The 23,173-nt window shown below is 69.6% G+C and carries 17 protein-coding genes; 6 read left to right on the top strand and 11 right to left on the bottom strand.

The window, feature by feature from the left end:
- Positions 1–39: 39 nt before the first annotated feature.
- Positions 40–939 carry a helix-turn-helix domain-containing protein gene (locus AC31A1_RS08925; RefSeq protein ID WP_489652715.1) on the top strand — a complete coding sequence of 300 codons (900 nt, stop codon included), beginning with the start codon at positions 40–42 and terminating at the stop codon, positions 937–939.
- 71 nt (positions 940–1,010) lie between these two features.
- Here the strand turns inward: AC31A1_RS08925 and AC31A1_RS08930 are convergent, their stop codons facing one another.
- Together AC31A1_RS08930 and AC31A1_RS08935 are read right to left on the bottom strand one after the other, a co-directional pair.
- The gene (locus AC31A1_RS08930; protein ID WP_489652716.1) at positions 1,011–2,414 is read right to left on the bottom strand and encodes a glycoside hydrolase family 16 protein; all 1,404 of its coding nucleotides are present in this window, start codon (positions 2,412–2,414) and stop codon (positions 1,011–1,013) included.
- Between the two features lie 203 nt (positions 2,415–2,617).
- Positions 2,618–3,862, bottom strand: coding sequence for a L,D-transpeptidase (locus tag AC31A1_RS08935; protein WP_489652717.1), 1,245 nt, complete (start codon positions 3,860–3,862; stop codon positions 2,618–2,620).
- A 341-nt stretch (positions 3,863–4,203) separates the two neighbouring features.
- Between AC31A1_RS08935 and AC31A1_RS08940 the strand changes: the two genes are divergently transcribed.
- Positions 4,204–6,867, top strand: coding sequence for an FAD/NAD(P)-binding protein (locus AC31A1_RS08940; protein ID WP_489652718.1), 2,664 nt, complete (start codon positions 4,204–4,206; stop codon positions 6,865–6,867).
- A gap of 58 nt (positions 6,868–6,925) precedes the next feature.
- Here the strand turns inward: AC31A1_RS08940 and AC31A1_RS08945 are convergent, their stop codons facing one another.
- Positions 6,926–7,771 carry an IclR family transcriptional regulator gene (locus AC31A1_RS08945; protein WP_489652719.1) on the bottom strand — a complete coding sequence of 282 codons (846 nt, stop codon included), beginning with the start codon at positions 7,769–7,771 and terminating at the stop codon, positions 6,926–6,928.
- 20 nt (positions 7,772–7,791) lie between these two features.
- Positions 7,792–8,217, bottom strand: coding sequence for a MarR family winged helix-turn-helix transcriptional regulator (locus AC31A1_RS08950; protein ID WP_365298256.1), 426 nt, complete (start codon positions 8,215–8,217; stop codon positions 7,792–7,794).
- A gap of 278 nt (positions 8,218–8,495) precedes the next feature.
- Between AC31A1_RS08950 and AC31A1_RS08955 the strand changes: the two genes are divergently transcribed.
- The 4 genes from AC31A1_RS08955 to AC31A1_RS08970 are packed head-to-tail and all read left to right on the top strand — an operon-like array spanning position 8,496 to position 12,517.
- A complete protein-coding gene (locus tag AC31A1_RS08955; protein WP_393757730.1) occupies positions 8,496–9,413 on the top strand; it encodes an SDR family NAD(P)-dependent oxidoreductase in 918 nt (305 codons plus the stop codon).
- A 23-nt stretch (positions 9,414–9,436) separates the two neighbouring features.
- The gene (locus AC31A1_RS08960; protein WP_489652728.1) at positions 9,437–10,306 is read left to right on the top strand and encodes an amidohydrolase family protein; all 870 of its coding nucleotides are present in this window, start codon (positions 9,437–9,439) and stop codon (positions 10,304–10,306) included.
- Between the two features lie 10 nt (positions 10,307–10,316).
- The gene (locus AC31A1_RS08965) at positions 10,317–12,038 is read left to right on the top strand and encodes an acyl-CoA synthetase (RefSeq protein ID WP_489652720.1); all 1,722 of its coding nucleotides are present in this window, start codon (positions 10,317–10,319) and stop codon (positions 12,036–12,038) included.
- 23 nt (positions 12,039–12,061) lie between these two features.
- On the top strand, positions 12,062–12,517 hold the full coding sequence (locus AC31A1_RS08970; protein ID WP_489652721.1) for a MaoC family dehydratase: 456 nt from the start codon (positions 12,062–12,064) through the stop codon (positions 12,515–12,517).
- Between the two features lie 78 nt (positions 12,518–12,595).
- Here AC31A1_RS08970 and AC31A1_RS08975 read toward each other — a convergent pair whose 3' ends face one another.
- Genes AC31A1_RS08975 through AC31A1_RS09005 form a run of 7 tightly spaced genes read right to left on the bottom strand, consistent with a single transcriptional unit; the run spans position 12,596 to position 23,082 of the window.
- Positions 12,596–13,438, bottom strand: a complete 843-nt coding sequence (locus tag AC31A1_RS08975) for a hypothetical protein (protein ID WP_489652722.1) — start codon at positions 13,436–13,438, stop codon at positions 12,596–12,598.
- Positions 13,438–15,111: a PHP domain-containing protein gene (locus AC31A1_RS08980; protein ID WP_489652723.1), complete on the bottom strand. Its 1,674-nt coding sequence runs from the start codon at positions 15,109–15,111 to the stop codon at positions 13,438–13,440. Before AC31A1_RS08980 ends, AC31A1_RS08975 begins: the two co-directional genes overlap by 1 nt.
- Positions 15,112–15,138: 27 nt before the next feature.
- A complete protein-coding gene (locus AC31A1_RS08985) occupies positions 15,139–16,986 on the bottom strand; it encodes a LamG-like jellyroll fold domain-containing protein (protein ID WP_489652724.1) in 1,848 nt (615 codons plus the stop codon).
- A 52-nt stretch (positions 16,987–17,038) separates the two neighbouring features.
- Entirely contained in the window at positions 17,039–19,960 is a 2,922-nt protein-coding gene (locus AC31A1_RS08990) for a glycoside hydrolase family 2 TIM barrel-domain containing protein (RefSeq protein WP_489652725.1), read from the bottom strand.
- The gene (locus AC31A1_RS08995) at positions 19,960–20,823 is read right to left on the bottom strand and encodes a carbohydrate ABC transporter permease (protein ID WP_489652726.1); all 864 of its coding nucleotides are present in this window, start codon (positions 20,821–20,823) and stop codon (positions 19,960–19,962) included. Before AC31A1_RS08995 ends, AC31A1_RS08990 begins: the two co-directional genes overlap by 1 nt.
- 13 nt (positions 20,824–20,836) lie before the next feature.
- Positions 20,837–21,796, bottom strand: coding sequence for a carbohydrate ABC transporter permease (locus AC31A1_RS09000; protein WP_489652727.1), 960 nt, complete (start codon positions 21,794–21,796; stop codon positions 20,837–20,839).
- The gene (locus AC31A1_RS09005; protein WP_489652729.1) at positions 21,796–23,082 is read right to left on the bottom strand and encodes an ABC transporter substrate-binding protein; all 1,287 of its coding nucleotides are present in this window, start codon (positions 23,080–23,082) and stop codon (positions 21,796–21,798) included. Before AC31A1_RS09005 ends, AC31A1_RS09000 begins: the two co-directional genes overlap by 1 nt.
- Positions 23,083–23,173 lie beyond the last annotated feature (91 nt).

Genomic DNA, 23,173 nt, shown 5'->3' on the forward strand with positions numbered 1-23,173 from the left:
GGGACACCGGCAGCAGCGCTGAGGCGGCACGAGAAGGACATGACGGACAGAACTATCCAAGACGTCGGCGGTGACGGCGACGTGATCAGAACGTTTCCCTTCCCTGTCGATCTGAGTGTCTGCGGTGTGGGCATGCAGGTCGGCCCGATGGGCACCGGCCACACCTGGCACGCCGACGCACCCCTGCACCGCGTCCACCGCATCGACTTCCATGTGGTGATGCTCTTCTCCGGCGGCCCGGTCCGCCACATGATCGACTTCGCCGAGTACGAGGCGACGGCCGGCGACATCCTGTGGATCCGCCCCGGCCAGGTCCACCGCTTCTCCCGCCTCGACGAGTACCGGGGCACCGTCCTGACCATGCAGCCCGGCTTCCTCCCGCGCGCCACGGTCGAGGCGACCGGCCTCTACCGCTACGACCTCCCACCCCTCCTGCACCCCGACGAGCCCCGCCTCGCCGCCCTGCGCGCCTCCCTGGGCCAGCTCCAGCGCGAGTACGAGGACACGGAGACGCTCCCGCTGAGCCTGCACACGTCGGTGCTGCGCCACTCCCTGACGGCGTTCCTGCTGCGCCTGGCCCACCTGGCGGCGAGCTCGGCGGAAGACGCCGCCCGGCAGGCCGACACGACGTTCACCCTCTTCCGCGACGCCGTCGAGAAGGGCTTCGCCACCAACCACAGCGTCAGCGCCTACGCCGACGCCCTCGGCTACTCCCGCCGCACCCTCGTCCGAGCGGTCCGCGCCGCGACCGGCGAGACCCCCAAGGGCTTCATCGACAAGCGGGTCGTCCTGGAGGCGAAGCGGCTGTTGGCCCACACGGACCTGCCGATCGGACGGGTCGGCGCGGCAGTTGGGTTCCCCGACGCGGCGAACTTCTCCAAGTTCTTCCAGCAGCACACGGATGTGACGCCGGCGGGGTTTCGGGCGGAGTTGCGGTGAAGGCGGGGGGACATGCCGAAAGGGGGCCCCACGCGCGCGTGGAACCCCCTTTTTCCCGTGGGGAGTTGGGCTCAGTGACCGAAGTCGAACCAGTTCACGTTCACGAAGTCCGCCGGCTGGCCGCTGCTGAAGGTGAGATAGACGTCATGGGTGCCGGTGACCGAGCTGATGTTGGCCGGTACCGTCTTCCATGACTGCCAGCCCCCGGTGTTGGCCAGCGCGAAGCTGCCGACCGGGGTCGCGGTGGGGCTGTCGAGGCGGACCTGGACCAGTCCGCTGACGCCGGTCGCGGCGCCGCTCGCGACCCGGGCGTAGAACTGGGTGGCCGCTGTGGAGCCGAAGTTGACGCCCTTGTAGAGGGCCCAGTCTCCGTTGGCGATGGAGCCGATGTCCTGGCCGCCGCCGGTGTCCGTGGTGGTCTCGGCGATCGTGCCGGACTGGCTGTCGTAGGACTCGGCCTGGATGGCGCTGTAGGCGTCACGGTTGCCGGTCGGCGGGGTCGTGGTACCGCTCCCGCTGCCCGTGGACGAGAGCACCTGGACGTAGTCCACCGTCATCGGGTGGTTCGGGTCGGTGGCGCTGGTGGGGCCGCCGCCGAACGCGTCCGGGAAGCCGCCGCCCATCGCCACGTTCAGGATGATGAAGAAGCCGTGGTTCGTCGCGTTGGCCCAGGTCGTCGCGTCGACCTGACTGGAGTTCACCGTCTCGAAGTTGACGCCGTCGAGGTAGTAGCGGATCTGCTCGGGACTTGTGGACCGGTCCCACTCCATCGCGTACGTGTGGAAGCCCGCCTGGCAGGTCGTTCCCGTGCACGCCGTCGAACCGCCGATACCGGTCGTCTCGTTGCACGGACCGCCCGGGCTGGTGCCGCAATGGACCGTGGACCAGTCGGTGTTGAGACCCTGGACGTTCTCCATGATGTCCAACTCGCCCACGCCGGGCCAGTTTTGATAGTTGCCCCGGTACGGCGCGCCCAGCATCCAGAACGCGGGCCAGTAGCCGAGCGCCGACGAGCCGGTGACGTTGGGGAGTTGGATACGGGCCTCGACGCGGAGCTTCCCGCCGGCCGGCGGCTGGAAGTCGGTGCGGTTGGTCTCGATACGGCCCGAGGTCCAGTTGCCGGAGGCGTCCCGGCGCGGGGTGATCAGCAGGTTGCCGTTGCCGTCCAGGGCCACGTTGTTGGTGGAGGAGGTCATCGTCTCGACCTCGCCGGTGCCCCAGTTGGCGGCCCCGCCCGGATACGAAGTCCCGGTGTCGTACTGCCAGTTGGTGGTGGAGACACCGGTGCCCGCGGAGCCGTTGAAGTCGTCCAGGAAGACCTGCGTCCAGCCCGACGGGGGAGTGGGCGCGGACGCGTTCGCGGGCAGGGTGAAGGCCGTGGCGGTGGCGGCCGCCAGGCCGAGGGTGCTGAGGACGGCGATCAGGACACGCCGTAGGGGACGAGGTCTGCGCTGCGTGCCGGAGGGTTCACTCATCGGTGCCTCTCGGATACGGAGTGGGGATGCGGGTGCCGTGCCTGCCTGAGAGCGCTCTCACGCAGTGGGTGCGCGGTCAATGTGCTCTCAGCCACTCCGGGCGTCAAGAGGTGAAGCCGGGAAAGTCCCTTCGCTGTGCGGGAGTTCAGGCGATGAATGCGGTGAAAGGGGAGCTTTCCGATCCGCTTTCCGGGGTGGCAGGCCTAGACCGCGCTCCCCGCCTTCCAGTCCGCCCATGACAGGTTCCAGCCGTTGAGGCCGTTGTCCGCCGCCACGGTCTTCTCGCCGGAGTTCTTCACGATGACGACGTCGCCGAGCATCGAACTGTCGTAGAACTTGTAGCCCGCCACCGACGTGTCGTTCGCGCCCTTCGCGTCGTGCAGGCCGACGCAGCCGTGGCTGGTGTTCTCACTGCCGAACACCGAGGTGGACGCCCAGTAGTTGCCGTGCACGAAGGTGCCGGAGGTGGTGAGGCGCTGGGCGTGCGGGACGTCGGAGATGTCGTACTCGTCGCCGAGGCCGACCGTCGAGGACTCCATGCGGGTCTGCTTGAACCGCTCGCTGATCACCATGATCCCGGACCAGGTGGTGTGCTGGGCGTTGCCGCCGCTGACCGGGTAGGTGGCGAGGGTCTTGCCGTCGCGCTTGACGACCATCTCCTTGCTGGACAGGTCGACCGTGCTGATCTGCTCGCGGCCGATGTCGAAGGTGACGTCCTTGGACTGGACGCCGTAGATGCCGTCCTGGCCCTCGACGTCCTTCAGGCGCAGGCTGAGCGTGATCTTCGTGCCGGCCGCCCAGTACGTCTCGGGGCGGAAGTCGAGCCGGGTGTCGCTGAACCAGTGGCCGACGACCTCGACGGCGGGTTCGGCGGTGACCGTGATCGCCTTCTGGACGGCGGCCCGGTCCGTGACCGCGTGCGTGAAGTTGATCGACACGGGCATGCCGACGCCGGAGGTGGAGTTCGCCTCGGGGGTGAAGTAGCCGACGAAGGTCTCGCCGGGCGACTTCGTGGTGAAGGTCACCGTCTTCGCGGCGGCGCCCTGCGCCTGCGCCGCGACCGTGTACTTCGTGCCCGAGTACGGGTTCTTCGCCGACGTCCACTTCGTTTTGGTGTCGTTGAAGGTGCCCGCCAGCGTGGAGCCGTCGTTGCCGGTCACCTTCACCGCGGCGAGCGTGCCGTCGGCCACGGTGACCGTCACCGGGGAGGTGAAATCGGCCTTCTTGGTGCCGTCGGCGGGCAGGACCGTGACGGTCGGCGCCTTCGCGGCCTTCACGGACGCCGTCGCCGACGAACCGCCGGACGACGAGCTCTCCGCGGCGCCCGCCGAATCGCTGCAGCCCGTCAGGACGGCGGCCGGCACCACCCCGAGCACGGTGAGGACCCCACGACGGGACCACCTCTCCGACTGCTTCTCGGACCGGTTGGATATGTGCGACACGCCCACGGCAGGCCTTCCTCCGCATGTCGCGCACACCCCCTGGCCGTACGCGACGAGATCACCAGTGCCGTTGCATCCTGCGCCACTTCCATGGGTTGAATCTTTGAATCCCAGGGGCTCCACCTGAGATTCCTGTGAAGAGAGCCTGAAAGAAGTCCTGAAACCACGGTTGCCGGACGGTTCCCGAGTGTGAACAGAGTATGAAGGCGCCGACCGGTGCCCTGAGTATCCGGTGAGATCCCCGTCCCGCCATGGCTTCCCCACCTGTCCGGTCGGAATAGTGAGAAAGGAACTGAAGGCGGAGTTCCGTTTCGGCGGCTCCGCGGCAGACCACGCCGGAGGTATTCGTGACCGAAGTCCGCAAGCGGCCCACCGTGGCGATCGTCGGAGCGGGCGCGGCAGGCACCCTGACCGCCGTCCAGCTGTGCGAGACCGCCACCCGCCGCCGGACCCCGCTCGACCTGGTGCTGGTCGACCCGGCCCCGGAAGCCGGCCGCGGCACCGCCTACGCGACACCCGATCCACGCCACCGGCTCAACGTCCCGGCGGGCGGCATGAGTTGCTACCCCGACGACCCCGGCCACTTCACCCGCTGGCTCTGCCGCCACGGCGAACCCACCGTCAGTGGCACCGACTTCGCCACCCGCTACCGTTACGGCGCCTACCTCGCCGACACCCTCGCCCAGGCCGTCGTCCGCTCCCACGGCACGGTCTCCGTACGACGGCTGCGCACCCGCGCCGAGAGCTGTACCGGCACCCCCGAGGGCCCGGTGGTACTCCACCTCGCCGACGGGGGACTCCTCACCGCCGACAGCGCGGTCCTGGCCACGGGCCCCGCCGCTCCTACGGCCGGCTGGGCCCCGCCCGCGCTGCGTACCTCGCTGCGCTTCGTCAACTCGCCCTGGAAACCCGGTGCGTTGGACGCCGTGCACGAGGACACCGCCGACATCCTCCTCGTTGGCACCGGCCTCACTGCCGTGGACCTCGCCCTCACCTTGGACCGTTCCGAGCGCACGGTCCACGCCGTCTCCCGCAGCGGACTCCTGCCCCAGCCCCACGCGTTGGGACCGGCCGGCGCGATGGAGGCGCCGAGCTGGCCCCGCGACCTGACACTGAACGCACTGCGCCGAACCGTCTACCGGCACGTCAGCCGCTCGGTCCGCACCCACGGCGACTGGCGCCCCGCCCTCGACAGCCTGCGCCCGCACACCGCGCGACTCTGGCGCAGCCTCACCCCCGAAGAACGCGGGGAGTTCCTCGCCCACGAAGGCGCCCTCTGGAACACCCACCGCCACCGCATGGCACCCACCACCGCCGAGTCGGTCACCCGGGCCCGCACCGCACGCCGCCTCCACGTGCACGCGGGCGCGATCACCGACGTGGCGGAGTGCGACGGCCAGTTGGTGGTCACGCTCGCCAACGGCCGTACCCTGCACGTGGGTTGGGTGATCGACTGCACGGGACCCGGGCAGCGGATCGAAGACCCGCTGTGGCGTGGGCTGTTCGAGACCGGGACGGCAGTGCCCGGACCGCTCGGCATGGGCGTCGCCACCCGCGACGGACGCCTTCTCGATGCCCAAGGCCGTTCCTCACGACCGCTGTTCACGCTCGGCGCCCCGAGGCGCGGCGAGTTGTGGGAGACCACCGCGATCCCCGAGATCCGCGTCCAGGCGGCCGCGCTTGCCCAGCAGCTGCTGGTGACACCGGCCCGCCGCGCCGCCCGCCGCAGGCCCGTCGACGGACTCGGACTTCCGCTGTCGACCCACGCCGAGGCCGCCACCGCGTACCGCAACGGGCTCGACCGGGTCCTCAAGGTCCGCGCCGGAGCCGAGGACGCCTTCGCCCGCGCGGTCGCCCTCGACCCCGGATTCGCCCTGGGACACGCGGCGTTGGCCCTGCTCGGCCACGAGTGCGGAGCCGCTGTCGACGTACCCCGGGCGCTCGCGGACGCCCAGCGTTGCGCGCACGAACGCGCCGACGAACGCGAACGCTCCTTCGTGGACGTGATCACGCGCCGGGTCCAATCCGCCGACGGCGACCGCGCGTTGATACGCCACCTCGACACCCACCCCGCCGACGCGCTCGCCCTCGCCGCCGCCGTCCCCACCATCGCCTTCTCCGGGGTCACCGACCTGGACGACGACTACGCGCTACGGCTCGTGGAGCGGACGTCCCCCGCCTACGACGGGCACTGGTTCCACACCTCGCTGCTCGCGTTCCTCCGCCAGGAGCAGGGCCGGCTGCACGAGGCGGGTGAACTCGCCCACCGCGCCCTGGGAGTCGAGCCCGCGTCCGGTCACGCCGTGCACGCGCTGGCCCACGTCCACTACGAGTCCGGCGCCCACGAGGCGGGCCGTGACTGGCTGGACGGCTGGGTGTCCGGACAGGGCCGGGGCGCCGTCCACCGGGCCCACTTCTCCTGGCACATCGCCCTGCACGAACTCGCGTTGGACGACCCGGCCGCCGTACGCAAGCGCTGGTTCGCCCAGTTGGCCCCCGGGCGGGTGACCGGGGTGCGCGCGCTGGTGGACTCGGGATCACTGCTGTGGCGAGCCCGGCTCAGCGGCAACTGGCAGGGGGAGCTGCCCACTTCGGACGTCCTGGACACCGTGGCCTGCGAGGTGCTGGAGCGACCGGCGACGGCGTTCACGGCCCTGCACGCGGCGGTGGCTCTGACGGCGGCCGGAGACCTCCCGGCCCTCCGCCGCCTGCGCGACCACGCGGCGGGCGCCGACCCGGTGCAGCGCGAGGTCATCGCCCCGCTCTGCGACGCCTTCGCCGCCCTCGTCGAACACCGCTTCCACGAAGCGGCCCACGGCCTCGACGCGTTGCTGCCGGTGCTGCGCAAGGTGGGCGGCAGCGCGGCCCAACGCGAGGTCGTCGAGGAGACGTTGCTGTACGCGCTTGTGTCGGCGGGGCGGTGCGACGCGGCACGACGGTTGCTGGACGCACGGTTGGACCGGAAGGCGGCACCTCGGGATCGGCGGATGCTGGCGGGGTTGCCCGGGTGAGGCGGGTGGGGGCGGGCGTCGGTGCTGGACGCGTGTCCGCGACCTCCTGCGGGCTTCGTCACGCCTCCGGCCGCCACCCCAAGGCCCGGGATATCCCACGCGCCGCGAGCCGCACCGCCGGGATCAACGCCGGTACCTGCGCGTCGACTTGAGGCACGACCACCGATACGGCGGCGACCACCGCACCGTCCGGTCCGCGCACCGGAGCGGCCACCGACAGCGCGTCGTCGGTGATCTGACGGGTACTCACCGCGACGCCGGAGCGCCGGACTTCGGCCAGCACCCGGCGCAGTCGTACCGGATCGGTGATCGTGTATGGCGTGAAGGACGCCAACGGGCCGGCGCAGTAGGCCTCTTGGAAGTCGGGGTCGCTGTGGGCCAGCAGGGTGAGGCCCACACCCGTGGCGTGGAGAGGCCAGCGGGCGCCCACGCGGATGTGCACGCCGACCGCCGAACGGCCCGAGATCCACTCGGTGTAGACGACCTCCGCGCCGTCCCGCACCGCCAACTGCACGTTCTCGTGCGTCGATTCGTACAGGTCCTCCAGGTAGGGCAGGGCGAGTTGGCGCAGGGCGAGGCCGCGAGGCGCGAGCGCCGCGATCTCCCACAGCCGTAGGCCTACGTGGTACGCGCCCGACGCGTCCCGCTCCAGCGCACCCCACTCGGTGAGGGCGCCCGCGAGGCGGTGGGCGGTGGTCAGGGTGAGGCCGGCGCGGCGGCTGATGTCGGACAGGGACAGGGCCGTGTGCGCGTGGTCGAAGGCGGCGAGCACGGCCAGCAGCCGGTCGGGCGCGGACCGCGCGACGGGCGCCGCCGACCGGGGGATCGTCGCCGGCCGTGCGGCGGCCGCGTGCCCAGTGGTCGCAGCGGAACCGGTGGTCGTAGTGGACCGGGTGGTGGTCATGGCCGGGCCTCCGTCCGGTGTCAGGTCAGTCCGTCCTCGGCGACCCGTTGGAGCAGGGTGTGCAGGGTCTCGCGCTCGGTCGCGTCGAGCGGGTCCAGCAGTTCGTTCGTGACGCGCAGGCCCGCCTCGTCGGTGTCGCGCAGGAAGCCGCGGCCGTCCGCCGTCAGGACCACGATGCGGCTGCGCCGGTCGTCGGGGGAAGGGCGGCGCTCGGCGAATCCCAGCTTCTCCAGGTCGTCCACCAGGCCGACGATCGCGCTCGGGTCGTAGCCGAGCCGGGTGCTCAGTTCGCGCTGGAGGGCGCCCTCGGACGTGGCCAGGAAGCGGAGCAGCGCGTAGTGGCGCAAGCGCAGGCCCGACTCCTGGAGGAACGTGTTGAAGAGCTGGCCGGAGCGCAGGCCCAGCCGGTACATGAGGTAGCCCGTGTCCGCGTGCAGCCCGCGCATCCACGGCTCGTGCGCGTCGATCGGGGGATTCGCGGCGTGCGGCTGACGGGCGATGGCGGGCTCCCTGGGTCGAGGCCCCGGGCGGGGCGTGCGGTGGTCCGGGTCCAGTCTGACGCACATGGTCCATCGGCAACAACTATTGACGTCAACAATTATTGCTCTTAGCTTCGATCTCGTAGCCGCACCGGTGCCGCTCGCAGTCCTCGCGGACTTCGGGGACTTCGCAGTCACGGTCCCGGTGTGTCGTACCGCAGCCTCGTCTTGTGAAGGGACCGCTCGTGCCCAGCATCGATCTGACCGGCAAGGTCGCCGTCGTCACCGGCAGTGGCCGGGGCCTCGGCCTCGCCTACGCGCACGCCCTGGCCGCCCACGGCGCGTCCGTGGTCGTCAACGACATCGACGAGGCGGTGGCCGAACAGGCCGTGAAGTCGATCGCCGAGGCGGGCGGCACCGCCGTCGCCGAGGTGGTCCCGGTCGGTACGACGGAGGCCGCCGAGCGGCTGGTGAACCGTGCCGTCGAGGAGTTCGGGCGGCTCGACATCCTGGTCACCAACGCCGGCATCCTGCGCGACAAGGTGCTGTGGAAGATGACCGACGAGGACTTCGACGCGGTGATCACCACCCACCTCAAGGGCACCTTCACCTGCGCTCGCGCCGCCGCCGTACGGATGCGTGAGCAGGGCGAGGGCGGCAGCCTGATCCTGGTCGGCTCGCCGGCCGGCCAGCGCGGCAACTTCGGCCAGACGAACTACTCCGCCGCCAAGGCCGGCATCGCCGCCTTCGCCCGTACCTGGTCGATGGAGCTGGGCCGCGCGGGCATCACCGTCAACGCGATCGTGCCGGTCGCCGCGACCGCGATGACCGAGACGATCCCCGCGTTCGCCCCGTACATCGAGGCCATGAAGAACGGCGACCCGCTGCCCGACTTCCTCCGCAAGGGCGAGGGCTTCGGCACCCCCGAGGACTGCGCCGCCCTCGTGCCCTACCTCGCCTCCGAGGCCGCGCGCGGCATCACCGGCCAGGCCATCGGCATCGGCGGCGACAAGGTGGCACTCTGGTCCCACCCGCAGGAGATCAGCGCGGCCTACGCCGACGGCGGCTGGACCCCTGACACCCTGGCCGACGCCTTCCCCACCTCGGTCGGCGCCGAACTCCAGTCGGTCGGCATCCCCGCACCGAAGCTGCCGGAGGCGTGATGGACATCGGTACCGACACGGGTATGGACGTTGGTGGACTCGTCGCGATCGACGTCCACACCCACGCGGAGGTGTCCTCCAAGGGGCACTCCTCCCTGGACGACGATCTGCACGACGCCTCCTCCGCCTACTTCAAGGTCGAGGGGAAGCGGAAGCCGACCCTGGAGGAGACCGCCGCGTACTACCGCGAGCGGAAGATGGCCGCGGTGATCTTCACGGTCGACGCCGAGTCCGCGACCGGCACCGAGCCCGTCCCGAACGAGGAGGTCGCCGAGGCCGCCGCCGCCAACCCGGACGTCCTGATCCCCTTCGCCTCCATCGACCCGTTCCGGGGCCGAGCGGGGGTGAAGCAGGCCCGTCGCCTGGTCGAGGAGTACGGGGTCAAGGGCTTCAAGTTCCACCCCAACATCCAGGGCTTCTTCCCCAACGACCGGTCCGTGGCCTACGACCTGTACGAGGTCATCGAGGAGACGGGCACCATCGCCCTTTTCCACACTGGCCAGACGGGCATCGGCGCGGGAGTGCCGGGGGGCGGCGGCATCCGCCTGAAGTACAGCAACCCTCTCCATGTCGACGACGTGGCCGCCGACTTCCCGGATCTCAAGATCATCCTGGCGCATCCGTCCTTCCCCTGGCAGGACGAGGCCCTCGCCGTCGCCACGCACAAGCCGGGCGTGCACATCGACCTGTCCGGCTGGTCCCCGAAGTACTTCCCGCCGCAGCTGGTGCAGTACGCCAACACCCTGCTCAAGGACAAGGTTCTCTTCGGCTCCGACTACCCCGTCCTCACCCCGGACCGCTGGCTCGCCGACTTCGAGAAGCTGCCGATCAAGGACGAGGTCAAGCCGAAGATCCTCAAGGAGAACGCCGCCCGCCTGCTCGGACTGACGTAAGGGGCACCGGATGCGCAACGAGGGACTGGGGTCCTGGCCCGCACGCCGGGCCCGCAAGACCCCGCACCGCACGGCTCTGGTCTACGGCGGACTGTCCACGGTCGGCGGTGGGGCGTCGACGGGATCGTCGGCGGGACGCGGTATTCCGCCGACGGACGGCAGCGGAGGGCCGACGGGCGCCGGTAGTTCGTCGACGGTCGACGATGGGCTGTCGGCGGGCCGCGGTGGATCGTCGACGGTCGGCAGCGGATCGACGGTCGGCAGTGGACGGTCGACAGACCACAGTGGTCCGCCGATGCCCGGCAACGGCTCGTCGATGGACTACGGCACATTGCATACACGAACCACCCGCCTCGCCCACGCCCTGCGCGCCCGAGGCGTCCGCCGCGGCGACCGCATCGCCTACCTCGGCCCCAACCACCCCTCCTACCTGGAGACCCTGTTCGCGGCCGGCATCCTGGGCGCGGTCTTCGTCCCCCTCAACACCCGCCTCGCCGGCCCCGAGATCGCCCACCAACTCACCGACTCCGGCGCCAAGATCCTCGTCTACGGCCCGACGCACGCCGGCCTCGTCGCCGGACTCCCGGGCAGCACCGACGTCCGCACGTACCTCGAAGTCGGCCCAGAATATGAGGAGTTGCTCGGCGCGGCGTCCGACGACCCGATCGACGAGCCCGTCACGGCCGACGACACCTGCATCATCATGTACACCTCGGGCACGACGGGCCGCCCCAAGGGCGCCATGCTCACCCACGGCAACCTGGCCTGGAACGCGATCAACGTCCTCGTCGACACCGACCTGATCGCCGACGAACGCGCCCTGGTCTCCGCCCCCTTGTTCCACACGGCAGGCCTGAACATGCTCACCCTGCCGGTCCTGCTCAAGGGCGGCACCTGTGTCCTGGTGGAGGCCTTCGACCCGGCGGCCACCTTCGACCTCATCGAACAGCACGGGATCACCTTCATGTTCGGGGTCCCGACGATGTTCGACCAGCTGGTCCGGCACCCTCGCTGGGCCGACGCCGACCTCTCCTCGCTGCGCATCCTGACCTGCGGCGGCTCCCCGGTCCCGTCCCCGCTGATCGCCGCCTACCAGGAACGCGGGCTGACCTTCCTCCAGGGCTACGGCATGACGGAGGCCGCGCCCGGGACGCTGTTCCTGGACGCCGAACACGCGGTGAGCAAGGCGGGTTCGGCGGGCGTGCCGCACTTCTTCAGCGACGTACGGGTCGTACGGCCCGACCTCACCCCCGCCGACGTCGGCGAGACCGGCGAGGTCGTGGTGCGCGGGCCCCATGTCATGCCCGGCTATTGGGGGTTGCCCGAGGAGACGGCCGCGGTCTTCGCCGACGGCTGGTTCCGCAGCGGGGACGCGGCACGGACCGACGAGGACGGGTACGTCTACATCGTCGACCGCATGAAGGACATGATCATCTCCGGTGGAGAGAACATCTACCCCGCCGAGATCGAGGACCTCCTCCTCGCCCACCCTGACATCGTCGAGTGCGCGGTCATCGGGGTCGCGGACGACAAGTGGGGCGAGGTGCCGCGCGCGGTCGTCGTGCCGCGTGAGGGTGCCTCGCCGGACCCCGACGAGGTGCTCGCGTCGCTGGTCGGCCGGCTCGCCAAGTACAAGATCCCCAAGTCGATGGTGGTCGCGGACGAACTCCCGCGCACCGCCTCCGGAAAGCTCCTCAAGTCCCGGGTGCGCAAGCGCTTCGGCGATCAGTAACTCCCTTAAGGAACAGGCTACTTATGAGCATCACCGTGAACGGCCTCGACGAACTCAAGAAGCTCGCGGGCAGCGACCTCGGCACCAGCGAGTGGATCGAGGTCACCCAGGAACGCATCAACACCTTCGCCGACGCGACCGGCGACCACCAGTGGATCCACGTCGACCCCGAGAAGGCCGCGGCAGGCCCCTTCGGTGCGCCCATCGCGCACGGCTATCTGACCCTCTCCCTCTTCATCCCGCTCTTCACCGAGCTGTTGGACGTCGAGGGCGTGTCGACGAAGGTCAACTACGGCCTGAACAAGGTGCGTTTCCCCGCACCGGTCAAGGTGGGGTCGCGGATCCGGCTCGTCGCGAAGCTGGCCTCGGTGGAGGACGTGCCCGGCGGGGTACAGGTCGCCGTCGACGGGACCATCGAGATCGACGACGGGCCGAAGCCCGCCGCCGTCCTGCAGAGTCTCTCGCGGTTCTACGCCTGACCGGCGGCTACTCCCGACTGCCGACTGAGTGACGGTCGATTGCCGATTGCCGACCGCCGTTTGTCTACCGCCGTTTGTCTACTGCTGTTTGTACGAGTAGACGCTCGTCGACACCTGGCACACGCCCGGCTGGACGACCTCGGCGCGCAGCGTGCCGCTGTTCACGTCGTAGTCGATGCCCTCGGCCTCGAACGTACCCGTGCAGATGCTGCGTTCGGGCAGTGCGAACAGGCTGGTGACCGTGCCGGTGATCGGCCGGCCGTCCAGCTTGTGGGGCAGGTCGACCTGGAGGAGCGGGCGGATCTCGGGGAACTTGGTCCCCGACGCGTCGTCCGAGACACACACCAGGCGGGTGTCCGTCACGAAGTCGCAGCCCTGGATGTCGTTCACCGTCTTGTCCAGGGTGATCTGCCCGGCCTGCGGCAGCGCCCCGCCCGTCGCCGGAGTCGACGGGTTGAGCAGGGGCGTGGGGAAGACCTGGAGTCTGGACTGGTCGCCCCACTCGCCCGACACCATCCACTGTGTGTCGGGCGAGATCGCGTCGAACGAGTTGTTGATCTTCTCGCCCGAGTCGAGCGTGTGGACGTACGAGTACCGAGTCCCCGACGGCGTGGTGACCGCGAACATCTTGGACGTGGCCGTGTCGGCGCCCTGGTAGGCGTCGAAGATGTAGCCGTTCGCGATGTCCGGGTCGCCGATGTGGTTCCAGCCCTGGACGCGCAGATCCAGCGGGATGGACGCCAGCCCGCGGTACAGCAGCGAGCCGTCCGCCTGACTGGCGACGCCCTCACCGGCGCCGAGGCTGCCGGTGTACGCCGTGCCGGTCTCCGCCCAGGAGGTGGCGGCCGCCGCCGAGGAGCTGCTCACGCCGAGTGTGAGAGCACCCAATAAGCCAGCGAGGACAGTGAGTTGACGCTTCATCAGATACCTGCCAGGTCGACGAAGATGGGGTTGGAATAGAACCATGTGTCGGCCCACGGGTCACCGTTTCCGGGCTCGTGGGGGATCGGGCCGTGCGGGTCGACCGAGGCGCCGAGGTAGCCGGCGCCGTTTCGCTTGCCGTCGCTGCCGCGCAGCCGCAGGTAGAAGGACTCGTCCGCGGCGGTCACCGGGACGCGCAGGGTGTACGTCCCCTTGCGGCCGCCGACCTCCGCCGTACGGACGACCTTCGTGTCCGGCGCCCGCCACACGTCCCGGTCGGACACCGCACCGCGCACCGCGCCCCGGATCACGTCCACGTGCGCCAACTCGGGCAGGATTCCCTGGGCGTTGGGCCGCGACGCGGTCGTCACGGTGATGTTCAGCGTGAGCCGGTCGCCCTCGCGGACGCGCAGCCGGCCGCCCAGGGTGACACCCTGACCGTGGTCGCAGTCACGCTTCAGGCGGACGTCGAGCCCGTCCAGCAGATGACCGTGGTCCACCCAGACCCGGCCCGCGCGCATCCCCGCCATCACCTCGCGGTAGCCGTAGCGGGTCACGCCCACATGGGTGCGGCTGAACTCGCCGGGCCAGAAGTCGCTGCCGGGCTGCGGGGAGTCGGTCTGCACCGGGTCGGGGAGCTTGCCGGTGTTGTCGAAGTTCTGCCCGGCGGGCCAGGCACCGTTGGCCCAAGTGTCGTAGACCGTACGGTGGTTGTCGGAGTTGGTGGTGATCGAGAACAGCCGGCCCTCGGCCAGCATCGCGTCCCACAGGCCGCCGACGGTCGCCGTCGCCCAGTCGAAACCGCCGTACGTCACATACGCGTCCGCCGGATAGCCCGGCCAGGACTGCGCCGACGGCTTGTTCTCGTACTCGCCGCGGATCGACGTGGCACCGCGCCAGCCGGGCAGGGCCGCGCCCTGGGCGCCGGGTGCGCCCTCCATGCCGATCATGATCTCGGGGGCAGCGTCCCGCCAGGCGCGCAACTCGTGCGGGGAGTCGATGCCCAGGCGCAGCGGGTGGTTGGCGAGGACGAGGACGTCGTCGACGTAGCCCGAACGGCGCTGCTCCGCCAGCCACTTGACGGCCTTCACCGCGTGGGCCTCGTTGCGGGCCGTGTCCGTCGCCCCGGCCGAGCCCTCGGTGTAGCCCAACAGCTTGCCGTCGTAGGCGAGTTCGAACTGCGTGAGCAGATCCACCTCGTGCCGGCCGGGCGCGGCGAACACCGTGCAGTGCTCGGCGGCCGGGATGTACCACTCCAGGCCCTGGAAGATCAGCTGGCGGGGGTTCGCGGCACGCGCCTTGAGGATCTCGGCGTGCTCCAACTCGGCGCCGTAGGAGGCGTGTCCGAAGTTGGAGTGCTCGTTGAACACCATCCAGTCGAGGCCGTACTCGGCGGCGGCCTTCGCCTGCTGGGAGAACGTGTACTTCGCGTCGTGGCTGTACACGGAGTGCACGTGGTGGTCGCCGACGAGGTAGGCGAGGCGCGGGTCGTTGCCGCCGTAGCCCCGCCCGGTCGCCGACGCGGAGGTGGCGAGCGGGCCCGCGCCGAGGGTGAACGCGGCGCCGAACAGGCCCGCGCGGCGCAGGAGTTGGCGTCGGGAAACGCCCTGCGCGTCGAGGTCGGCGGGGGAGACGGACGGGTCGGCCCAGGAGGGCAGCTGCTGCTCGGTCATGATCGGTGTGAGTCCTCTGGAGGGCTGTCAGTGGGTCATGAAGGAGGTCACGGGCAGCGCCCGGGAGACGATCCGGACATCGCCGAGGCGGCCGTGCAGGATCTGGTCGATCTTGTCCGCGTACTCGTAGCCGCCGAGCAGCCAGGGCTGCCCGGAGGATGCGATGCCGATCGCGGGGGCATGCGGGTTGCGGGCCACCGGGCAACCCTGGACGTACATCGTGGTGTGCCGTCCGTCGTTGACGACGGCGAGGTGCCACCAGATCTCGGGGTCCGTCTCGTCACCCCAGTTGGTGGCCAACTGCTGCTGGTTCAGGGGGTGTACGGCCCACTGCGGGCCCGGCCCGTCGGACAGCGACAGGGTCGCCAGCGGTTCGTCGGGGTCGTCCGTCACCGTGCCGACGGAGCCGTTGCGGCCCGTGCGGCTGACCAGACCGGCCCAGGCGTTGTGCGAGGCGTCCCAGTCGGCCGGCAGCCAGTAGAACGCCTCGATGGTGTAACCGTCCCTGAACGTCGCCGAGTTGAGCGGCGCGCCGTCGACGGTCCGCAGGTACGCGCCCTTCAGCGGGGACTTGTAGCCCGTGAACTCCAGGCTGCCGTGGCCCGGTTGGTCCGGGTGGTGGTCGGCCGACCAGCCGAGGGTGCCGCCGTTCACGGAGACCACGGTGAGGTCGTTGCCGCGGCCGGACAGGTCACGGACGCTTCCGGACACCGGGGACTCGAAGCGCCAGTAGGCGGCCGTGCCCGGGATCAGCATCCTCGACGCGGGGCGCGCCGCGCGGACCGGCACCGGGTCGAAGCCCGCGAAGCGGTCAGCGAAGTCGATGCCGACGGAGAACCGGTCGGCGTCGCCGCTGAGTTCGATCTCCTGCCGCTCCAGCTCGTTGAGGCCCTTCGCGGCCCGGCCCAGGATCCACGGCGACACCGTCTCGACGTCGATGACGTCGCGGTCCAGGTCGAAGTGGTAGAGGCGGATCATCGCCGCGCCGCCGAAGTAACGGTTCTGATAGTTCGTCAGGTGAAGGTGGACGTCATTCCCCGCCGCGTTCTTGCGCGTTGCCCGGCGGGCCGGCCAGTAGTGGCCGTTCAGGGTCAGGAAGATCTGGTCGTGGTCGGCGATCAGCCGGTCCCACAGCTGCTGCCCGTAGTCCGACAACGTGTCGTCGTCCACGACCAGTTCGTGCGTGGTGAGGATGACCGGTGTCTTCGGGTGCTGCGCGATGACGTCCTTCGCCCAGGCGTAGCCCTTCGCCGACAGCCGCCAGTCCAGCGCCAGCACCAGCCACTGGCGCCCGGCCGCCTTGAACAGGTGGTACGTGTTGTACCCGTCCGAAGAGGCCCCGCCGAACGTGGACTTGCTCGTGAAGCGCTGCGGGCCGAAGGCGTCCAGGTAGGGCGACGCGCCGCGCTGGTCGTCGGTCGACGACTTGATGTCGTGGTTGCCGGCCAGCACGCTGTAGCCGACGCCCCGCCGGTCCAGCAGCCTGAAGGCCTCCCCGATGGCGGCGAATTCGGGCACGGCCCCGTTCTGCGTCAGGTCGCCCAGGTGGGACAGGAAGACGATGTTGTCGTCCTTGCCGTGCTCCAGGAGATAGCGCAGCGAGGCCTCGATCGGTGCCTTGTCGATGCTCGGCCCGTCGAAGAGGTACTGGGTGTCCGGCATCACGGCGAGCGTGAAGCGGCGGCTCTCGGTGTCGGGCCGCCAACTCGCCTTCGTGGACGCCGAGTCCGGGGCCGCCTGGGCGGCGCCCGGCAGCGCGACACCGGCAGTGGCGGCGGCACCGAGCAGCGCGGTCGCCCGCAGGAAGTTGCGGCGCCCGGCACCGGCCTGGGCGCTCTCGCACTGCTCTTGCTCGTGGTCATGGGAAGTACACACGTGTGCTCCGTACAGGGTGAGTGCTCGTGAAAGCTGCTGAGAACTGGGGAGTTCAGAGAACGCGCAGGGTCCAGCTCCAGCGATGGACACCCGGTGCGACGAGGTACTGCGGTGTGGTGTCGGGGCCGCACGAAGCCGTGCCCAACCCCCGGTGCGCCGCGTCGAGTTGCACCACGCAGGACGCGCGCGGCACCAGCTCGTCGTGATGCCGTACGGCGGCCAGGTCCGCGGCGCGATGGCGGGTCACCGAGACCTGGCGGGGCTCGTCGAGGTCGACCGCGAGACCGGTGGCGTCCGGTGCCGACAGCGTGAACCGCCGTACCCCGTGCCGCCCGCCGCTCTCCTGCGGCCGCAGATACGGGGTGAACAACTCGTCGACGGGGACCGAGTGGTGGCCCACGGGTGCGCCCGTGCTGCGGTCGGGGTACGACTCCCAGGGACCCCGGCCGAACCACTCCAGCAGATCGAGCCCCGGCACCGTCTCGAACACGGTGCCCACCCGGGCCACATCGACGAACTCCTCGGGCAGCTGGGCCGATTCCTCGACCCTGACCCCGCCCTCCACCGGCGTGAACACCTGACAGTGCCGGACCACACCGACGGCCCCGGCGTACTCCGCGACCGTCGTCACACGATCGCCGTCACGCCGTACCGAGACGATCTTGCGGACCAGCGAGTCGAGCCCCCAGGTCCGCCAGCGCGCCGCCATGCCGCCCAACTCGTCGTTGTCGGTGGGCGCCCGCCACAGGGACAGTGTCGGGGCGACCGTCAACAGCGGGTGGAGCAAGAGGCCCTCGCCGTCGACCTCGACCCTGCCGCCGCCAACCACAGGCGGTGCCATGGGAGTCGCCGCCCGCAGTCGTACCTGGGGTGCGCACACGTCCGTGCCGCGCGGCGCCCATGCCTGGTCCTCGGCCGTCGTCACGCGCAGCGTCAGCCAGGCCTCGCCGCCGTCCTCCGGCAGGTCGAACGGCAGCGGTACGGCCACCGTCTCACCCGGGCACAGGGCGGGCAGTTCGGCCGGAGCGGTCAGCGTACGGCCGTCCGCGAGCGCCAACTCCCAGGTGGCGGCGAGCCATTCGAAGCCGCGGAAGTGCTGGTGGTTGCCGAGGACGATGCCCTCGTGCCGGAGACACTCGATGCGCACCGGCGCCGCGATCTCCCGGTGCTCGAACATGACAGGCTTGGGCGTGCGGTCGGGAAACACCACGCCGTCGGCGATGAACGCGCCGTCGTGGATCGGCTCGCCGAAGTCACCGCCGTACGCCCAGCGTTGACCGGGCGCGGCGACACCGTTGTCATACAGTCCGGCGCCCGCGCGGCCGGTGGGTCTTCCGTCGCTCACACGCTGCAGGATTCCGTGGTCCCAGAACTCCCAGATGAAGCCGCCCTGAAGACCTGGGGTTGACTCGATGGCAGCCCAGTGGTCCGCGAGGGTTCCGTTGCTGTTGCCCATGGCGTGGGAGTACTCGCACTGGATCAACGGCTTGGTCTGCTCACCGGACAGCGCGTGCGCGACACAGTCCTCCAGCGGCGCGTACATCGGACACGCGATGTCGGAGGCGAGGTCCGGGTCGGCCCAGCCGCGCTTGGCCGCGCCCTCGTATTGGACCGGTCTAGTCGGGTCGTGGCGCCGGACCCAGCCGGCCGCCGCGTCGTGGTTGGCGCCGTAGTCGGACTCGTTGCCCAGGGACCAGATGATCACCGAGGGGTGGTTCTTGTCGCGCAGCACCATCCGCGACATCCGGTCCACGAACGCGTTCAGATAGCGCGGGTCGTCCGCGATCTCGTGCGCGTGGTCGTGCGACTCGATGTCCGCCTCGTCGACGACGTAGAAGCCGAGCTCGTCGGCGAGGTCGTAGAGCGCCGGGTCGTTCGGGTAGTGCGAGGTGCGGACCGCGTTGAAGCCGAACCGTTTGAGCAGCACCAGGTCCGCGCTCATGTCGTCGTACGACACCGTGCGGCCGGTCAGCGGATGGAAGTCGTGCCGGTTGACGCCCCGGACGAACACGCGCTCGCCGTTGACGAGCAGGTCCCGCCCGACGATCTCCACGTCACGGAATCCGATGCGCCGGTACGACGAGTCGGCGACCGTCCCGTCGGCGCGGTGCAGCCGGATGGTGAGGCCGTACAACTCGGGCGTCTCGGCGTTCCAGGTGCGGACCTCGGGGACGCCGGCGCGCATCCGGGCCTCGCCGAGGAAGTCGGAGACCCGGTCGTCCTCCATGTTGAAGCGGTCGAACTCCTCGTCCTGGGTGAGGAGTTGACCGTCGAGATCACCGCTGACGTACCACCCGGCGGGCAGCGCGCCGCCCGCGTCCCGCACCTGGCAGTCGACCCGCAGCTCGCCGTCGTAGGACGCCCGCACGGTGACGTCCGCGAGATACAGCGGATCGGTCGCGTACAGCAGCACCGACCGGGTGATGCCCCCGTGCCACCACTGGTCCTGGTCCTCGATGTGCGAGGCGTCCGACCACTTGACCACGGTCAGCCGTACGGTGGCCCGCCCGCCGGGACGTACGACGTGCGAGAGGTCGAACTCGGCGGCGAGGTGGGAGTCCTTGGAGATGCCGACGGGCCGCCCGTCCACGTGCACGAGCAGCACGCTCTCGGCGGCACCGACCTGGAGCACGATCCGCCGCCCGGCCCAGTCGGCCGGGACGTCCACCTCACGCTCGTAGACACCCGTCGGATTGTCGACCGGCGACAGCGGAGGGAATTCTGCATACGGCATACGGACGTTCGTGTACTGCGGAAGGTCGTCCGTATCCTGCATGGTCCATACGCCCGGCACGTGTGCGGACGACCAGGCCTCCGCCAGAGGAGCGTCGGGCGCGGGCAGCAGCTGGAAGCGCCAGTCGCCGTCGAGGGAACGCGCACCGGCGCGGCGGTCGACGGCGGACATGGGCAACCGCCCCCAGGAGGTCACCTCGGGTGACTCCCAGGGGCGGAGCGCGAGCAGCGGGTCGGTCATCAGCGGATGGCTCCCTTGCCGAGGTCGCCGATGATCTGCTTGGCGCCGACCGCGAACACGATCAGCAGGGGGACGAGGGCGAGGAGCGCGCCGGTCATGACCATTCCGTAGTCGGTGGTGCCGTGGGTGCCGTTGAGCTGGGACAGCGCGACCTGGAGCGTGACGTTGTCCGGGTTGGTGAGGGCGATCAGGGGCCAGGCGTAGTCGTTCCACTGGCCCATGAAGGTGAAGATGCCGAGGAAGGCGAGGCCCGGCCGGACCACCGGGAGCGCCACGTGCCAGTACTGGCGCAGGAAGCTCGCGCCGTCGATGCGGGAGGCGTCGAGGAGTTCGTCGTGGATCGCGCTCTTCATGTACTGGCGCATCCAGAAGATACCGAACGCGTTGGCCGCCGCAGGCACGATCAGCGCCGTCATCGAGCCGATCCAGCCGAGCTTCGCCATGATCACGAACTGCGGGATGGCCGCGAGCTGCGCCGGCACCATGAAGATGACCATCAGCAGCGCGAACAGCACGTTCTTGCCGGGGAACTGGAACTTGGCGAAGACGAACGCGGCCAGCGAGTCGAAGAGCAGGACCAGGAAGGTCACCGACCCCGCCACGAGTACCGAGTTGAACATCGACCCGAAGAAGTCGATGTTGTCGAAGAGGCTGCGCACGTTCTCCAGGAAGTGCGTGCCCGGCAGCAGCTTCGGCGGGTAGGAGAAGATCTCCGACGAGGTGTGCGTCGACATGATCACGGCCCAGTAGAACGGGAAGGCCGAGAGCAACACGCCCAGGATCAGGGAGACATGGAGTGCGATGCCGCGGCTCCGGTCGCCCCGGATGCCCTTCGGTCGCCGTGTGCCTTGGAAGAATGCCATGGTGACCGGCTCCCTAGTCTTCGCCCCGGCGCTGCACCAGGCGCCAGTTGACGATGGAGAAGATGATGACGACGAGGAAGATGCCCCAGGCCACGGCGGCGCCGTAACCGAAGTCGTTGTTGTCGAAGGTCTGTTGGAAGAAGTACAGGACCATCGTCTGGCCGGAGTGGCCCGGGCCGCCCGCGAACGTCGAGTCGTTGGAGGTGTTCTGGAGCAGCACCTGTGGTTCGGAGAAGCTCTGCAGACCGGTGACCGTCGAGATGACGAGCACGAACAGCAGTACCGGGCGCAGCATCGGCAGTGTGATCCGGAAGAACGTCTGGACCGGTCCAGCGCCGTCCATCCGGGCCGCTTCGTACAGTTCGCTCGGGATGGTCTGCAGGCCGGCGAGGAAGATGATCGCGTTGTAGCCGGTCCACTGCCAGGTCATCAGGGTCGCGATCGCGATCTTGATGCCCCACGGGGTGTTCAGCCATGCGATCTGGTCGATCCCCACGGCCTGCAACAGGGCGTTCACCAGGCCGAAGTTGGTGGAGAACACCGAGCCGAAGACGATCGCGATCGCCACCACCGAGGTGACGTTCGGGAGGAAGTAGGCGAAGCGGTACACGTTCTTGAAGCGGACCGCCGAGTTGAGCATCACGGCCGTGATCATCGCCAGGAAGATCATGGGGAACGTCGCCAGCGCCCAGATGATCAGGGTGTTGCCGATCGAGTTCCAGAAGTCGGTGTCGCTCAGCAGGTACTTGTACTGCGACAGACCCGCCCACTCCATCGAGCCGAGGCCGTCCCAGCGGTGCAGGGAGAGGTAGAACGAGAACCCGACGGGGATCAGCCCGAAGCAGAGGAACAGCAGATAGAACGGGGAGATCGCGGCATACAGATGCCAGTACTTGCGGAAGCCGCTCTTGGGCTGCGCGGAGGCGGACGAACTGCCCACGGTGGTCGGGGGCTTGTCGAGTGCGGTGGCCATCAGTAGCTCACCCCCAGGTGGTCCGCGATGCGCCGGCACTTGCTCATGGCGTCACTCCAGGCCTTCTTGGGGTCCTTGCCGAGGACACCGACATTCTTGATCTCATCCTTGAGGGGCTGCCCGAGCGCGATGTCGAACGGGCTGTTGTAGGCGACCGTGATCTTCTGCGCGGCGGGTCCGAAGATGTCCATCGTGTCCTGCCCGCCGAAGAACGGGTCCGGTGCGCGCAGCGTCTTGAGGCCGTACGAGGCGGGGGTGGACGGGAACAGTCCCGCGTCCACGAAGCCCTGGGCCTGGTTGGCCGCGTTCATCATCCAGGTGATGATCCGGAAGGCCTCTTCGGGCTCGCGGCACGCCTTGGTGATCGACAGGAACGAACCGCCGTTGTTGGCCGGCCGTACCGGCATGTCGGCGACCCGCCACCTGCCCTTGGTCTTCGGCACCCCGGTCTTGAGGTCACTGGTGGCCCAGGAAGCACCCAGCTGACTGGGCAACTTGCCGTCCTCCACCGCCGAGAGCTGGTCCGGAGTGCCGCTCACCAGATTGGAGACGATCTTGCGCTGCTTGGCCTCCACGGCGAGTGCCCAGGCCTGGCGCACATGCTCCTCGCCGCCGATGAAGTGACGGTCCTTGTCGACGTACCGCTTGCTGCCCTGGTTCACCACGTTCTCGAAGATGCTGTTGACGTCGGTGACCAGCGAGCTGCCCGGGATCCGCTTCCGGAGCTGCTCGCCCGCCGCGAAGAACTTCTCCCAGGTGTTCAACTCCTTGGAGACGTCGGCCGGTTCGTACGGCAGCCCGGCCTTGCGGAACACGGCGTACTGGTAGAAGTGCGCCACCGGACCGCAGTCGATCGGGAAGCCGACCATCGTGCCGTCGTCGGCGATGCCCTGCTCCCACTTCCAGGTCAGGTACTGGCTCTTGTACTTGTCCGCGCCGAGTGTCCTGAGGTCCACGAACTGGTCGGAGTTGGGCAGGTAGGACGCCATGTCCTCGCCCTTGAGGCCGGCGATGTCGGGGATGTGGGCCCGGCCGGCCATCGTGGTGATCAGCTTCGACCGGTAGTAGCCGCCGATCTTGATCGCCTGGAGGTCGACCGTACTGTCGTAACGCGCCTTGGCGTTCTTGACGACCGTGTCGCCGAGGCCGCCGTCCCAGTACCACAGGACCATGTTCCGGCCGGTGGAACCGGTCGGTACGGCGCAGCCGGACGCCAGGCCGCCGAGCGCCGTGGCGGCCGTACCGGCCAGGCCCGCACGGAGCAGGCCTCTTCGTGAGAGCCGCACAGCTCCCACCGCCTTTCGGATCTGTTCGATCTGTTCGGGTCGTGCATACGAGGGGCTGAAGTGGGGGGACTTGCAGGGGACTTGCCAGGTG

The organism is Streptomyces sp. P5F9 (assembly GCF_057961495.1).

Bases quoted from the DNA above. Each gene is read 5' to 3' on its own strand.
- AC31A1_RS08990 (WP_489652725.1), bottom strand. From the start codon at position 19,960: ATGACCGACCCGCTGCTCGCGCTCCGCCCCTGGGAGTCACCCGAGGTG.
- AC31A1_RS08965 (WP_489652720.1), top strand. From the start codon at position 10,317: ATGCGCAACGAGGGACTGGGGTCCTGGCCCGCACGCCGGGCCCGCAAG.
- AC31A1_RS09000 (WP_489652727.1), bottom strand. From the start codon at position 21,796: ATGGCCACCGCACTCGACAAGCCCCCGACCACCGTGGGCAGTTCGTCC.
- AC31A1_RS08930 (WP_489652716.1), bottom strand. From the start codon at position 2,414: ATGAGTGAACCCTCCGGCACGCAGCGCAGACCTCGTCCCCTACGGCGT.
- AC31A1_RS08995 (WP_489652726.1), bottom strand. From the start codon at position 20,823: ATGGCATTCTTCCAAGGCACACGGCGACCGAAGGGCATCCGGGGCGAC.
- AC31A1_RS08950 (WP_365298256.1), bottom strand. From the start codon at position 8,217: ATGCGCGGGCTGCACGCGGACACGGGCTACCTCATGTACCGGCTGGGC.
- AC31A1_RS08925 (WP_489652715.1), top strand. From the start codon at position 40: ATGACGGACAGAACTATCCAAGACGTCGGCGGTGACGGCGACGTGATC.
- AC31A1_RS08960 (WP_489652728.1), top strand. From the start codon at position 9,437: ATGGACGTTGGTGGACTCGTCGCGATCGACGTCCACACCCACGCGGAG.
- AC31A1_RS08945 (WP_489652719.1), bottom strand. From the start codon at position 7,771: ATGACCACCACCCGGTCCACTACGACCACCGGTTCCGCTGCGACCACT.
- AC31A1_RS08980 (WP_489652723.1), bottom strand. From the start codon at position 15,111: ATGACCGAGCAGCAGCTGCCCTCCTGGGCCGACCCGTCCGTCTCCCCC.
- AC31A1_RS08975 (WP_489652722.1), bottom strand. From the start codon at position 13,438: ATGAAGCGTCAACTCACTGTCCTCGCTGGCTTATTGGGTGCTCTCACA.
- AC31A1_RS08970 (WP_489652721.1), top strand. From the start codon at position 12,062: ATGAGCATCACCGTGAACGGCCTCGACGAACTCAAGAAGCTCGCGGGC.